At 39.5% G+C, this 14,723-nt stretch carries 17 protein-coding genes; 5 read left to right on the top strand and 12 right to left on the bottom strand.

What is annotated here, in order from left to right:
- The first annotated feature begins 174 nt into the window (after positions 1-174).
- The 5 genes from ACEE75_RS02305 (at position 175) to serS (ending at position 4,962) form a co-directional block, all read left to right on the top strand.
- Complete coding sequence (locus tag ACEE75_RS02305) at positions 175-1,164, top strand: PTS sugar transporter subunit IIB (protein ID WP_354369400.1); 990 nt, start codon at positions 175-177, stop codon at positions 1,162-1,164.
- Between the two features lie 35 nt (positions 1,165-1,199).
- Positions 1,200-2,012 (top strand): PTS mannose/fructose/sorbose transporter subunit IIC, encoded by an 813-nt coding sequence (locus ACEE75_RS02300; protein WP_354369399.1) that lies wholly within the window; start codon positions 1,200-1,202, stop codon positions 2,010-2,012.
- 17 nt (positions 2,013-2,029) lie between these two features.
- Entirely contained in the window at positions 2,030-2,941 is a 912-nt protein-coding gene (locus ACEE75_RS02295) for a PTS system mannose/fructose/sorbose family transporter subunit IID (RefSeq protein ID WP_354369397.1), read from the top strand.
- An 86-nt stretch (positions 2,942-3,027) separates the two neighbouring features.
- Positions 3,028-3,399 (top strand): DUF956 family protein, encoded by a 372-nt coding sequence (locus tag ACEE75_RS02290; protein WP_354369395.1) that lies wholly within the window; start codon positions 3,028-3,030, stop codon positions 3,397-3,399.
- Between the two features lie 285 nt (positions 3,400-3,684).
- On the top strand, positions 3,685-4,962 hold the full coding sequence (gene serS, locus ACEE75_RS02285; RefSeq protein ID WP_447574859.1) for a serine--tRNA ligase: 1,278 nt from the start codon (positions 3,685-3,687) through the stop codon (positions 4,960-4,962).
- A gap of 101 nt (positions 4,963-5,063) precedes the next feature.
- Here the strand turns inward: serS and ACEE75_RS02280 are convergent, their stop codons facing one another.
- The 12 genes from ACEE75_RS02280 to fabT all read right to left on the bottom strand — a co-directional run bounded on the left by ACEE75_RS02280 (position 5,064) and on the right by fabT (position 14,679).
- On the bottom strand, positions 5,064-5,834 hold the full coding sequence (locus tag ACEE75_RS02280; RefSeq protein WP_447574857.1) for an acetyl-CoA carboxylase carboxyl transferase subunit alpha: 771 nt from the start codon (positions 5,832-5,834) through the stop codon (positions 5,064-5,066).
- The gene (gene accD, locus ACEE75_RS02275) at positions 5,834-6,694 is read right to left on the bottom strand and encodes an acetyl-CoA carboxylase, carboxyltransferase subunit beta (protein WP_447574856.1); all 861 of its coding nucleotides are present in this window, start codon (positions 6,692-6,694) and stop codon (positions 5,834-5,836) included. The genes ACEE75_RS02280 and accD overlap by 1 nt, the downstream gene beginning before the upstream one ends.
- Before the next feature lie 8 nt (positions 6,695-6,702).
- Positions 6,703-8,073 (bottom strand): acetyl-CoA carboxylase biotin carboxylase subunit, encoded by a 1,371-nt coding sequence (locus ACEE75_RS02270; protein WP_447574854.1) that lies wholly within the window; start codon positions 8,071-8,073, stop codon positions 6,703-6,705.
- Positions 8,074-8,097: 24 nt separating this feature from the next.
- Positions 8,098-8,520, bottom strand: a complete 423-nt coding sequence (fabZ, locus tag ACEE75_RS02265; protein WP_354369385.1) for a 3-hydroxyacyl-ACP dehydratase FabZ — start codon at positions 8,518-8,520, stop codon at positions 8,098-8,100.
- Positions 8,517-8,981, bottom strand: a complete 465-nt coding sequence (accB, locus tag ACEE75_RS02260; protein WP_447574852.1) for an acetyl-CoA carboxylase biotin carboxyl carrier protein — start codon at positions 8,979-8,981, stop codon at positions 8,517-8,519. Before accB ends, fabZ begins: the two co-directional genes overlap by 4 nt.
- Positions 8,978-10,216, bottom strand: coding sequence for a beta-ketoacyl-ACP synthase II (gene fabF / locus ACEE75_RS02255; protein WP_447574850.1), 1,239 nt, complete (start codon positions 10,214-10,216; stop codon positions 8,978-8,980). Before fabF ends, accB begins: the two co-directional genes overlap by 4 nt.
- 53 nt (positions 10,217-10,269) lie before the next feature.
- Positions 10,270-11,001, bottom strand: a complete 732-nt coding sequence (gene fabG / locus ACEE75_RS02250) for a 3-oxoacyl-[acyl-carrier-protein] reductase (protein WP_447574848.1) — start codon at positions 10,999-11,001, stop codon at positions 10,270-10,272.
- Positions 11,001-11,927, bottom strand: a complete 927-nt coding sequence (gene fabD / locus ACEE75_RS02245; protein ID WP_447574846.1) for an ACP S-malonyltransferase — start codon at positions 11,925-11,927, stop codon at positions 11,001-11,003. The genes fabG and fabD overlap by 1 nt, the downstream gene beginning before the upstream one ends.
- Positions 11,928-11,930: 3 nt before the next feature.
- Entirely contained in the window at positions 11,931-12,899 is a 969-nt protein-coding gene (gene fabK / locus ACEE75_RS02240; RefSeq protein ID WP_447574844.1) for an enoyl-[acyl-carrier-protein] reductase FabK, read from the bottom strand.
- Positions 12,900-12,993: 94 nt separating this feature from the next.
- Positions 12,994-13,218, bottom strand: coding sequence for an acyl carrier protein (locus tag ACEE75_RS02235; RefSeq protein ID WP_354369373.1), 225 nt, complete (start codon positions 13,216-13,218; stop codon positions 12,994-12,996).
- Positions 13,219-13,267: 49 nt separating this feature from the next.
- The gene (locus tag ACEE75_RS02230) at positions 13,268-14,245 is read right to left on the bottom strand and encodes a beta-ketoacyl-ACP synthase III (RefSeq protein WP_447574842.1); all 978 of its coding nucleotides are present in this window, start codon (positions 14,243-14,245) and stop codon (positions 13,268-13,270) included.
- Positions 14,245-14,679, bottom strand: a complete 435-nt coding sequence (gene fabT, locus ACEE75_RS02225; protein ID WP_354369369.1) for a fatty acid biosynthesis transcriptional regulator FabT — start codon at positions 14,677-14,679, stop codon at positions 14,245-14,247. The genes ACEE75_RS02230 and fabT overlap by 1 nt, the downstream gene beginning before the upstream one ends.
- Positions 14,680-14,723: the final 44 nt, after the last annotated feature.

The raw sequence follows: 14,723 nt of genomic DNA, 5'->3' as shown, positions 1-14,723 counted from the left end.
TTTTGATAATTTATGAAATAATTTGCAAAACTTCTTGACTTTTTATTGAAAACGCTTTAGAATTGTTTTGTTCTCATCTTTCATTAGGATCTCTAAGAATTGCCTTGATTGGTGACTGGAGATTATTTTTAGATATTCTAGTGAAAAAATTTTTAATAAGGAGGAAGAACAAGAATGGGTATCGGAATCGTTATCGCAAGCCATGGTGAATTTGCTGCTGGCATTCATCAATCTGGTTCTATGATCTTTGGCGATCAAGAAAAAGTACAAGTTGTCACTTTTATGCCAAGCGAAGGACCTGATGATTTATATGCTAAGTTCAACACTGCCATTGCTGCATTTGATGCTGATGATGAGGTATTAGTTCTAGCTGACCTTTGGAGCGGGTCTCCATTTAACCAAGCTAGCCGTGTCGCAGGAGAGAATCCCGACCGAAAATTTGCCATCATCACAGGTCTCAACTTACCTATGCTGATTCAAGCTTACACTGAGCGTATGATGGATGCCAACGCTGGTGTAGAGCAAGTCGCAGCAAACATCATCAAAGAAGCTAAGGATGGTATCAAAGTCCTTCCTGAAGAACTTCAACCGGAAGAAGCTAGTGCTGCCCCTACAGAAACTGCCGCACCTCAAGGAGCTATCCCTGAAGGAACAGTTATTGGAGATGGTAAGCTAAAAATCAATCTTGCCCGTATCGACACACGTCTTTTACATGGTCAGGTTGCAACAGGATGGACACCTGCTTCTAAAGCAGACCGTATCATTGTGGCTTCAGACTCTGTCGCAAAAGATGATCTTCGTAAGCAACTGATTAAACAAGCTGCTCCTGGTAATGTCAAAGCTAATGTTGTTCCAATTAAGAAATTGATTGAGGTCTCAAAAGATCCTCGTTTTGGGAATACACATGCTCTCATTCTCTTTGAAACACCTCAAGAAGCCCTCGAAGCGATTGAAGGTGGAGTTGATATCAAAGAGCTAAACGTCGGCTCAATGGCACACTCCACAGGAAAAACAATGGTCAACAACGTTCTCTCTATGGATAAGGATGATGTTGCAACCTTTGAAAAACTCCGTGATTTAGGTGTCGAATTTGATGTCCGTAAAGTACCGAATGACTCTAAAAAAGACTTGTTTGAACTCATCAATAAAGCTAACGTTCAATAAATTTTTCATCTACCAAAACGAAAGGATTACATAACATGTCAGATATTTCAATTATTTCTGCAATTTTGGTCGTTGTTGTTGCCTTCTTAGCAGGTCTTGAAGGTATCCTCGACCAATTCCAATTCCACCAACCAATTATTGCCTGTACCCTTATCGGTCTTGTAACAGGACACCTCGAAGCTGGAGTTATGCTTGGTGGATCACTTCAATTAATTGCTCTTGGATGGGCTAATATCGGAGCTGCTGTAGCTCCTGATGCTGCACTAGCATCTGTAGCAGCTGCTATTATCCTTATTAAAGGTGGAGACTTCTCACGTGATGCTATCGGTGTGGCGCAAGGGGTTGCTATCCCACTTGCCGTTGCAGGTCTTTTCCTCACAACACTTGTTCGTACAGTATCTGTTTCACTTGTTCATGGTGCAGATAAAGCGGCTAAAGAAGGAAATATTGCTGGTGTAGAACGTTTCCACTTAATGGCACTTGCTCTTCAAGGTCTTCGTATCGCCATCCCAGCAGCTCTTCTTCTTGCTATTCCTACTGAAGCAGTCCAATCAGCTCTTGAAGCGATGCCTGATTGGTTGATTGGTGGTATGAACGTTGGTGGTGGTATGGTGGTTGCCGTAGGTTATGCTATGGTTATCAACATGATGGCTACCCGTGAAGTATGGCCATTCTTTGCACTTGGTTTTGTATTTGCTGCTATCGGTGACATCACCCTTATCGGTCTTGGTGCTATCGGTGTTGCCATCGCTCTTATCTACCTCAATCTTTCTAAAAAAGGTGGATCAGGTAATGGCGGTGGATCTGCTTCAAATGATCCAATCGGCGACATTTTAGAAGATTACTAAGAGAAGGGAGATCTATCATGTCAGAAAAAATTCAACTTTCAGTAGCTGATCGTAAAAAAGTTTGGTGGCGTTCTACCTTCCTTCAAGGTTCTTGGAACTATGAACGTATGCAAAACTTGGGTTGGGCCTACGCACTTATCCCAGCTATTAAAAAACTCTATACTACTAAAGAAGAACAAGCGGCTGCACTTGAGCGCCATATGGAATTCTTTAACACACACCCATATGTTGCTGCTCCTATTATGGGGGTAACCCTTGCTTTTGAAGAAGAAAAAGCAAACGGAGCTGAAATTGATGATGCTGCTATCCAAGGGGTTAAAATCGGGATGATGGGACCTCTTGCTGGTATCGGAGATCCAGTATTCTGGTTTACAGTACGTCCTATCCTTGGTGCACTGGGTGCTTCACTTGCTGTCAGTGGTAATATCATGGGACCTATCCTCTTCTTCGTTCTATGGAATGCTATCCGTATGGCTTTCTTATGGTACACTCAAGAATTTGGTTATAAAGCTGGTTCTGAAATTACTAAAGATATGTCTGGTGGTATCCTACAAGATGTTACCAAAGGAGCTTCTATCCTAGGGATGTTTATCTTGGCTGCACTGGTACAACGTTGGGTATCTATCAACTTTGCCTTCAACGTTTCATCTGTACAATTAGATGAAAAAGCTTATATCCACTGGGATGAGCTCCCTGAAGGTGGAGAAGGTATTCGTCAAGCCTTTGAACAAGTTGGTCAAGGATTGTCTCAAACGCCTGAAAAAGTGACAACTTTCCAACAAAACTTAGACTCACTTATTCCTGGTTTGATGGGACTTCTTCTAACTTTCCTATGTATGTGGTTGCTTAAGAAAAAAGTATCACCAATTACTATTATTATTGCACTCTTTATCGTTGGTATCGCAGCGCGTTTCTTCGGTATCATGTAATTAAAAGAGATTGGAACTTTATGCTCCAATCTCTTTTTGTTCCCCTAGTATTTTTGGTAAAATAGATAAAAACGAAAGGAGTACATATGGCACAATCACTCAATAAAACAGTTAGCCTACAAACAACAGGGGTTTCTTATATGACCGCTGCAGGAGGTAAGGTCGGAAAATTCCTTCTTGGTGATAAAGCCTTAGAATTTTATCCAGATAGTAATGTCGAGCGCTACATTCAAATTCCTTGGAATACTATCATTCAAATTGGAGCTAACGTTAGTGGCAAAAAAGTTAGCCGACATTTTGAAGTTTATACAGATAGTGGCAAGTTTCTCTTTGCCTCTAAAGACTCAGGTAAAATTTTAAAGATTGCTCGTGATGCTATTGGAAATGATAAGGTTGTTCGTTTCCCTACACTCTTACAAAAAATTGGACAGCTGTTTGCAAAAAAAGAAAAAAATTAGTATAATGGTAGAAACGGATAAGTAACTCTGCTACTTTTGCAGAAAGCCTGCGGTTGCTGCGAGCAGGTAAAGGAAACGAGTGAAATTCTACCGTTCATTTAACAATATGATAACCATTAAGTGCACTAAGGTGAAGCTGGATGGAACCGCGCATGAGCGTTCCAGCAACTAACTTGAGTGTGCTTATTTTTATATAAAATAGAAAGGATGATTCCATTACCCCTACGAGAGAAAATGGAATCAGGGCTATAACAAAATCCTAAAAAGCCCTAGGTAGTATACTTTATGCTAGATCTTAAACGTATCCGCAGTGACTTTGATACGGTTTCTAAAAAATTAGCAACTCGTGGTGTTGAAGAGAAAACACTACTAGAATTAAAAGCACTTGATGAAAAACGTCGTGAATTATTAGTCAAAGCTGAGAGCGCTAAAGCTGAACGTAATCTTGCATCTGATGCTATTGCCCAAGCTAAACGTAACAAAGAAGATGCTAGTCAGCAAATTGCTGCCATGCAAACCTTATCCGCTGACATTAAAGCTATTGATACTGAGTTAGCTACTATTGATGAGCAACTCAACCAAATCATCACAATTCTTCCTAATACACCACACGATTCTGTTCCTGTCGGCGCTGACGAGGAAGATAATGTCGAAGTTCGTCGTTGGGGAACTCCTCGTGAATTTACCTTTGAACCTAAAGCACACTGGGACTTAGGAGAAGACCTTGATATTTTGGACTGGGAACGTGGTGCAAAAGTAACAGGCGCCCGCTTCCTCTTTTATAAGAACTTAGGTGCTCGTTTAGAGCGCGCTCTCTACAACTTCATGTTGGATGAACATATTGCAGAAGGCTACCAAGAAATCATTACACCTTATATGGTCAATCATGACTCTATGTTTGGTACAGGACAGTATCCAAAATTCAAAGAAGATACTTTTGAGCTAGATGGAACTAACTTCGTTCTTATCCCAACAGCTGAAGTCCCACTAACAAACTACTATCGTAATGAAATTTTAGATAGTAAAGAGCTTCCTATCTACTTTACTGCTATGAGCCCATCATTTCGTTCTGAAGCAGGATCTGCTGGGCGTGACACACGTGGTCTGATTCGACTCCACCAATTCCATAAAGTTGAGATGGTTAAATTTGCTAAACCAGAAGAATCCTACGAAGAATTGGAAAAAATGACTGCCAATGCAGAGAATATCCTTCAAAAACTTGGCTTACCTTACCGTGTTTTAGCTCTCTGTACAGGAGATATGGGCTTTTCAGCTGCTAAAACTTACGATCTAGAAGTGTGGATTCCAGCCCAAAACACTTATCGTGAAATCTCAAGTTGCTCAAACACCGAAGATTTCCAAGCTCGTCGTGCTCAAATTCGCTACCGAGATGAAGCTGATGGTAAAGTGAAACTTCTTCACACCTTAAACGGTTCAGGACTTGCTGTTGGCCGTACCGTTGCTGCTATTCTTGAAAACTATCAAAATGAAGATGGTTCTGTCACAATTCCTGAAGTACTTCGTCCATATATGGGAGGCATCTCTGTCATCTCTCCTAATTAAGTAAACATCCAGATTTGGCTCATTAAGCCAGTCTGGTTTTTTATTACCATCGACCATGAGTTTTAATAGAGCAAAAAAGACTGGATTCAAATCCCAGTCTCTCAATATTTTCTAAATCTTTGATAACGCGCATCAACTAAATCTTCTGCACTTAAGGCTTGTAACTCCTTAAAAGTTTCGATTAGATCTGATTTCAACATGGTAATCACCTCAGATGAAAAATAGCCACGTTCAGGAATCACCTTATCAATCACTCCCATACGTAGAAGTTCGCCTGCTGTTATTTTCATCAATTCCGCTGCTTCCGCTGCTCGAGTGCCATCTTTCCATAAAATAGAAGCAAATCCCTCAGGACTTAAAACGGCATAAATACTATGTTCTAACATCCAAACCTTATCTGCTACAGCCAAGGCAAGTGCCCCACCAGAGCCACCTTCACCAATAATAATAGCAATAATAGGAACCTTTAAATCACTCATTTCTAGTAAATTCCGAGCAATTGCTTCTCCTTGTCCTCGCTCCTCGGCACCAATACCAGGATAAGCTCCTGCAGTATTGATAAAGGTAACGACAGGACGATTAAACTTCTCTGCTTGTTTCATCAAGCGTAAGGCTTTACGATACCCTTCAGGATGAGGTTGACCAAAATTACGATTGAGATTATCTTGAAGGTTTTTTCCTTTTTGAATCCCAACAACCGTCACTGCCTGACCATCTAGCCGCCCAATTCCACCTATAATAGCACCATCATCACGAAAATTACGATCCCCATGTAGTTCTATAAAATCATCAAAGATAGCCTTAGCATAATCAAGACTGGTTAAACGCCCTTGATCTCTTGCTTCTTTTAAAATATAGCTAACATCATTCATTAGCATCCTCCATGAAATCCTAGTAGTGTCGCAATGGTTTCTGGTAATTCCGTTCGTTTTACAATAGCATCAACAAAACCATGATCTAGTAAAAATTCTGCCTTTTGAAACTCATCTGGCAAATTTTCTCGAACCGTTGTTTCTATCACTCGACGTCCTGCAAACCCAATCAGTGTCTGTGGCTCAGCTAAGATGATATCTCCTTCCATAGCAAAGCTAGCAGTAACCCCCCCTGTTGTAGGATCTGTTAGTACCACCAAGTAAAACAAGCCTGCATTAGAATGTCGCTTAACCGCCGCCGAAACTTTTGCCATCTGCATCAAACTCATAATTCCCTCTTGCATTCTTGCACCACCTGAGGCGGTAAAAATAACAACAGGTAATTTTTCTGATATCGCATATTCAAATAAACGCGTTAATTTTTCACCAACAACGGTCCCCATACTAGCCATGATAAAATTGGAGTCCATAATAGCCAATGCTGTTTCTTTCCCCTTAATCCTTGCACGCCCTGTTAAAACTGCTTCATCCAGACCTGTTTTTTCTTGAGTTAAACGTAACTTTTCTTCATAATTTGGAAAGTCAAGGGGATTTTTGGTTTGAATATCTGTAAAAAGTTCCTCAAAACTCCCTTCATCAACTGTAATACAGAGACGTTCTTGAGCTGAAATTCTAAAATTATAAGAACATTGAGGACATATTTTGGCCACTCCGAGATCTTTTTGGTAAATCATGACCTTGCAAGAAGGACATTTGGCAAACAACTCATCTGGAACTTCAGGAACCTCACGCTTGGGGTGCCTTACTGAGCGATTAGGATTGATACGAATGTACTTATCTTTTCTATTAAATAAAGCCATCTTAACTCCTATTCTTCAATTTTATTATAGTTTGGTAAGAAAGTCTCCATCAAGAAAGAGGTATCATAATCTCCCGCCACAACATTAGGATTAGAGATAAGATCAAATTGAAAATCTGCATTTGTTTTAACACCTTCAATATCTAGCTCATACAAAGCCCGTTGCATTTTCATCAAAGCATCAAAACGGTTATCACCATGGACAATAATTTTTGCAATCATGCTGTCATAATAAGGTGGAATGGTATAGCCCGTATAAACGGCTGAATCAACACGGACACCTACACCCCCACTAGGCAGATATAAATCAGTGATGGTACCTGGACTTGGTGCAAAATTAAAATCAGGATTTTCTGCATTAATACGACACTCAATAGCATGACCAGAGATAGTCACATCCTCTTGTTTAAAACTCAAAGCCTGACCAGCAGCAATACGAATTTGCTCTTTGACAATATCCACACCTGTCACAAATTCTGTTACTGGATGCTCTACTTGAACACGCGTATTCATCTCCATGAAATAAAATTCACCACTGCTTTCATCCAGTAAGAACTCAATAGTTCCAGCATTTTCATACTGAACAGCCTTAGCAGCACGTACCGCAGCATTCCCCATCTCTTGACGAAGTGTTTTTCCAATTGCAATAGAAGGACTTTCTTCTAGAACTTTTTGATTATGGCGCTGTAGCGAGCAATCACGTTCACCTAGATGCACAATATTTCCATGACGGTCCCCTAAAATTTGTACTTCAATATGTCGAGCAGGGTAAATCACCTTCTCAATATACATGGCACCGTTTCCAAAGGCAGATTGTGCCTCTTGTGACGCAGATTCAAAGGCAGCAATAAGATCTGCCTCTTTTTCAACTTTACGGATTCCTTTACCACCTCCACCTGCGGAGGCTTTTAACATCACAGGATAACCAATCGTATTTGCAATCTGAAGCGCTTCTTCAGCTGTCTCCACTTGACCATCAGATCCTGGAATAACTGGCACACCTGCTTTAATCATCTCTGCACGCGCATTGATTTTATCTCCCATCATATCCATTACCTGACCAGATGGACCAATAAATTGAAGATTCATCTCTTCACACATGGTTGCAAATTTAGAATTTTCACTCAAAAAGCCAAAACCTGGATGAATCGCTTCTGCTCCTGTGACAATCGCTGCAGATAAAACAGCATTCATATTGAGATAAGAATCTGTTGAGCGCGCTGGTCCGATACAAATGGCTTCATCAGCTAAAAGGACATGTAGGGCTTCTTTATCTGCTTCTGAGTAAACTGCAACAGTTGCAATTCCCAATTCTCTAGCAGCACGAATAATACGAACTGCAATTTCTCCACGATTGGCAATCAATAGCTTCTTAAACATTATTTCTCCCTTAGGTTCGCCCAACTAGTTCCCAATAGCAAATGTTAATATTCCACTCGCTGCTAATTTACCATCAACCTCTGCTTTTGCTTCAACCACCGCAATAGAGCCACGGCGTTTAATAAATTTAGCCGTCATCACCAACTGATCTCCTGGAACAACTTGTTTTTTAAACTTCACCTTATCCATGCCAGCATAAAAAACTAATTTTCCTTTATTTTCATCCTTAGATAATTCAAGGACTCCTGCTGTCTGAGCTAATGCTTCCATAATTAAAACACCAGGCATCACTGGATAGTCAGGGAAATGACCATTAAAGAACGGCTCATTAATGGTAACATTTTTAAGTGCTACAATTTCATCTTCTGAGACCTCTAACACACGATCAACCAAAAGCATAGGATAACGATGTGGAAGGGCTTCTTTTATCTTTTGGATATCTATCATTTAATGCGTACCAATCCTTTTCCAAAATCAACCACTTCTTCATTATTCACAAGAATTTCTGTAATGGTACCATCTTTTGGTGCTGGGACTTCATTCATCACTTTCATAGCTTCAATAATTAAAAGTGTCTGACCTTTTTTTACCGTATCACCAACAGAAACAAAATTAGGTTTATCTGGTGCTGGTGCTAAATAAGCTACCCCAACTAGAGGACTATCAACAATATCGCCCTCACTCTCTCCGCTAACTGTCTCACTAATGGTTTCATTCAAAGCAGATTCTTCAACTTGAACGGTTGGAACAGGCGCTACTGTAGCAGGAGAAACAGCTGGAGTATCTGAGACGACTTGACGGTCGTTTTTACTGAACACCAACTCTCCTTCGCTTGTTTTATATGAAAATTCTCTGAGACTTGATGTGTCAAACTGTGCCATCAAATCTTTAATTTCCGTAATATTCACGCTTCATCCTCCCAACGTTTAAAGGCAACCACTGCATTATGCCCACCAAAACCAAAAGTATTTGAAATCGCATAAGTTAGTTCTTTTTCTAATCCTTGCCCATAGATAACATTTGCTTCAATATAATCTGACAACTCTTTTGTTCCTGCTGTCATAGGAACATAGGCATGTCGAATTGCTTCAATCGTAGCAATAGCTTCAACCGCGCCTGCAGCACCTAATAAATGACCTGTGAATGACTTGGTTGAAGATACTGGAACATCTTTTCCAAATACTGAAACAATCGCAGCACTTTCCCCTTTTTCATTAGCTGGTGTTGATGTACCGTGAGCATTCACATAATCAACTTGACTAGGAGAGATGCCAGCCTCATCAATTGCTAGTTTCATCGCTTTAATGGCTCCTAATCCTTCTGGATGCGGAGATGTCATATGATAAGCATCACAAGTATTGCCATAACCTACTACTTCTGCTAAAATAGTTGCCCCTCGTTTTTGAGCATGTTCCAAGCTTTCAAGTATCAACATCCCTGATCCTTCTCCCATCACAAATCCATTTCTATCCTTATCAAATGGAATAGAAGAACGATTTGGATCTTCTGTTGTCGATAAAGCAGTTAAAGCTTGGAAACCAGCAATAGCAAATTTTGTGATGGAACTTTCAGATCCACCAACCAGCATGACATCTTGAAGTCCAAACTTGATAGTTCTAAATGCTTCACCAATCGCATCATTGGATGAGGCACAAGCTGTATTAACCGATTTACATATACCATTGGCACCTACTTTCATGGCTACATTTCCTGCTGCCATATTTGGAAGAGCTTTAGGAAGTGTCATAGGTTTAACACGTTTGGCACCTTTTTCATGAAGACGAATGACCTGATCTTCAATTTCGTAGATTCCACCAATTCCTGATGCAACAATCACGCCAAAGCGATCATGATCAAGATTCTCAAGATCTAGCTTAGCATTTTCAACAGCTTCTAGTGAAGCATATAAAGCATATAGTGAATATTGATCATAACGATTGGTATCTTTTTTTACAAAATATTTATCAAATGGAAAATCTGAGATTTCACCTGCATTGTGAACATTGTAACCCTCTAAATCAAAACGTGTAATCGGCCCGATTCCAATATGACCTTCTTTTAGGTTATTCCAAAATACTTCTGGTGTGTTACCGATTGGCGATGTGACACCGTATCCTGTTACAACAACTCGCTTATTTGTCATTTTTTACCTCAATCTCTCAAAAACTTATTTTAGTTCATCATTAGACAATAGAATTACATGGTCATCCCACCATCAATAGCAATCGTTTGACCTGTCAAATATTCTTGTCCAGCTAAATAAGCAACTAACTCAGCCACTTCTTCTGGCTTTCCGATGCGCTTCATTGGAATCTGAGCTACCATTGCATCTTTCATCTTATCAGGAATAGCATCTGTCATATCTGATTCAATAAAACCTGGTGCAACAACATTCACACGAATTCCTCTACTAGCCACCTCACGCGCAACAGATTTTGTAAAACCAATTAGACCAGCTTTTGAAGCAGCATAATTTGCTTGACCAATATTACCAGTTAAGCCAACCACACTCGATATGTTGATGATAGCACCTTCTCTAGCTTTTGTCATCGGTTTCAAGACGGATTGTGTCATATTAAATGCTCCTGTTAAATTAATCTTGAGAACAGCTTCAAAATCTTCCTCAGTCATTTTTAACATCAGCTTATCACGTGTCACCCCTGCATTATTGATTAAAACATCAACTGAGCCTAGCTGTTGGATAGCTTCTTCTACCATTCGCTTGGCATCAGTATAGTCTGAAACATCTCCTGAAACAGCAATGACTTTAACACCATAATGAGCAAATTGCTCAATAATATCTGAGCTGACTTCTGATCGACCATTCAATACCACATTAGCTCCCAGACTTGCAAATCGATGGGCAATGGCAAGACCAATCCCTCGAGTTGAACCTGTTATAAAAACATTTTTTTGGTTGATTTCCATTACCCTTTCTCCTGTTCTAAAAATGTTACTAAACTTTCACAATCTTCTACTTGCGCCATTTGAGCGGATGGATCAATTTTTTTAATAAAACCTGATAAAACCTTCCCTGGACCAATTTCAACAAATTGACTAGCGCCCATTTCTTTTAATACGCCAATAGATTCATAAAAACGAACGGGTTCTTTCACTTGACGTGCCAATAATGTTTTTATATCACAATCTGACATGACCTTAGCTTCCGTGTTGCCAACAAGGGGAATCTGAAAAGGATTAAATGAAATCATTTCTAATTCTTTAGCCAAAGCTTGACTAGCCGACTCAAGTAGATCCGTATGGAAAGGACCAGACACATTCAGAGGAATCAAACGTTTAACACCTTCTAATTTTAAAAGCTCCACTGCTTCATTGACCGCAGCTACTTCTCCTCCGATAACAATTTGCCCAGGTGTATTATAATTAGCTGGTGTTACAATTCCTTTGACACTAGCTTTTTGACAAGCTGCCTCAATGACCTCAGGTGCTGTATTCATCACCGCTACCATCTTACCACTCCCTTTTGGAGCAGCAATTTCCATAAACTCACCACGCTTAGCCACCAAAGGAAGTGCTTCTTCAAAAGACAAAGCACCACTAGCAACCAAAGCTGAGTACTCTCCTAAAGAAAGACCAGCTACCATATCAGGTCGAATCCCTTTTTCTAACAGTAAGCGATAGATAGCCACAGATGTCGTGAGAATAGCAGGTTGAGTAAAACGTGTTTGATGTAATTTGTCCTCATCTTCATCGATCAATTGACGTAAATCATACCCCAATAATCGACTGGCTTGATTAAAGGTTTCCTTCACAATAGGATAGTGATCATATAAATCTCTAGCCATGCCCACTTTTTGAGCCCCTTGGCCAGCAAATAAAAATGCTGTTTTCATCTCCTAGTCCTCAATTACATTAGCCCAACGGCTTGCTTGCTCTTTAATTACTTCAGCCGCACCATAATAAAGATCTTTTAAAATCTCTTCACAAGTTTCTTCTCTTTTAACTAAACCAGCAATTTGTCCAGCCATTACAGAACCATTAGCTACATCTCCATCAACAACAGCGTCACGAAGAGCTCCAGCTCCTAATTCTTCAATCGAGTCTGCACTAATTTTACCAGCTAGAAAATCTTTTTCTGCTGCTGCATAAGCACTAGATAATTTATTCTTGATTGCACGTACAGGATGCCCTACAATTGATGCTGACACAACTGTATCAATATCTTTAGCTTTTAGAATCTTATCTTTATAAGCTTGATGAGCATTGGATTCTTTAGCTACTACAAATCGTGTCCCTACTTGCACTGCCTCAGCTCCTAACATAAATGCTGCTGCAACACCTGATCCATCAGCGATTCCTCCTGCTACAATAACAGGAATATCAACAGCATCAACAACTTGTCTTGCCAAAGTCATAGTGGTCAATTTTCCAATATGACCGCCAGCCTCCATCCCTTCTGTAATCACAGCATCAACACCCAATTTTTCCATACGCTTAGCTAAAGCGACACTAGGAACAACAGGAATCACTGTAATACCTGCATCATGGAAACGTTGCATATATTTTCCAGGATTTCCCGCTCCAGTAGTAACAACTTTAACACCTTCTTCAATGACCAAGTCAACAATATCATCAACAAAAGGGGATAAAAGCATAATATTAACGCCAAATGGCTTATCTGTCATTGACTTAATTTTATCAATATTAGCCTTTACAACCTCTTTAGGCGCATTACCGCCACCAATAATACCTAGACCACCAGCTTTGGAAACAGCTCCTGCTAGATCACCATCCGCTACCCAAGCCATACCACCTTGGAAGATAGGATATTTAATACCTAATAATTCTGTTATACGCGTTTTCATTTCTTGTGCTTTCTAGTTTTAGATTTAAATAATTTGACTATCAAACTATAACTTATAAGAAGAGAGAATATCCTAAAGAATACTCTCTACTCAATTATTTTGTTTTTTCTTCAACGTAAGCAACAAGGTCACCTACAGTGTTAAGTCCATCTTCAGTTTCAATTTGGATATCAAAAGCATCCTCAATTTCTGAGATTACTTGGAAGACATCAAGTGAATCTGCATCCAAATCATCAAAAGTTGTCGTTAATTGAACTTCTTCTGCTTCTTTACCAAGTTCTTCTACAATAATTTCTTGTACCTTTTCAAATACTGCCATTTTAAAACTCCTTAAATATTTTTATAAATTTGTGCTTAGCACATGATAACTAAATTTTAACGATTAAATTGCCCCATGTCAAGCCTCCACCAAATCCTGAGAGCAATACAGTTTGACACCCTTCCAAGCGAATGGTACCATCTTCTACCAATTCTGATAACAAAATAGGAATACTAGCTGCACTTGTATTACCATAAGACATCAAATTAGCAGGGAACTTTTCTCTCGGTACACCAATCTTCTTAGCCATTTTATCCAAAATACGAATATTGGCCTGATGTAACAAAAAGTAATCGATTTGTTCATGAGCAATACCACTCTGAGACAGGGTCATCAAAATACTTTTTGAAACATCACGAATGGCAAAATCAAAGATTGCACGACCATCCATTTTGATGTACTGAGTCAATAAATCATCCTCTTGTCTAGAAAAAGGAGACGTCAAACCTTTTTGACCAGATACCAATCCTCCTCTAGAACCATCTGTATTCAGTGATTCCGCTAAGAAGCGACAATCATCACTAGCTTCTAGCAGAACGCCTCCAGCACCATCTCCAAATAAAACAGCAGTTGACCTATCATTCCAATCTAAACTTTTTGAAAAGACCTCAGCACCGATTACTATACCTTTTTTATAGAGACCTGACTGAATAAATTTATCTGCCGTTGCAAGAGCAAAAACAAATCCACTACAGGCAGCAGTCATATCAAAAGCAAATGCTTGTGTTGCACCAATCTTCCCTTGAACAAGAGCTGCCGTTGATGGCATCATGCTATCTGGCGTGATGGTCGCAACAATGATAAAATCTAGATCCTCTGGTGTTAGATTTGCCTTGTCTAATAATTTTTGTGCTACTTGACTGGCTAAATCACTCGTATTTTCATCGTAAGAAATACGACGTTCTCTAATACCTGTACGACTGGCTATCCAGTCATCACTCGTATCCATGATTTGAGATAAGTCATTATTCGTTACCACCTGCTTGGGAACATAATGTGCTACTTGACTGATTTTTGTATATACCATTACATTAACCTCTCAAGAAAGCTATGAAGATTTTTTAGCCCTCTCTCAAGAGCCAAGACTTCACTTTCATCCATCTCATCCACAATTTGTGCAACCATATTTTTATGGAATTTTTGATGTAATCGGAACAAAAGCTTGCCTTTTTTGGTCAAAGTAATGTACACTACTCGTCGATCAACTTTTGACCTAGTACGCTCAATATAACCCTTTTTCTCCAGTTTATTTAAACTAGTCGTAACAGTCCCAAGTGTCAACATCAATTCACGAGCAATATCACTAGGTGTCACATTTTCAGTTTTACCAATGATATCAATGGTATGCATTTCTTTTAGAGATACCTCACTAAATCGACTAGTTCTCAAACTATTTTCTTCCACAATCAATACTCGATTAAAAATATCAACTAGATAGCTATTAATTTGATGATAGTCCATGATGCACCTCCTAAAATAAAACTTTGACTATCAAAGTTTATCAA

The sequence above is a fragment of the Streptococcus sp. 11273D007BT genome (assembly GCF_053547195.1).
The sequence above is the reverse complement of the archived record's forward strand: the minus strand, read 5'-3'. Positions and strand labels throughout refer to the sequence as shown.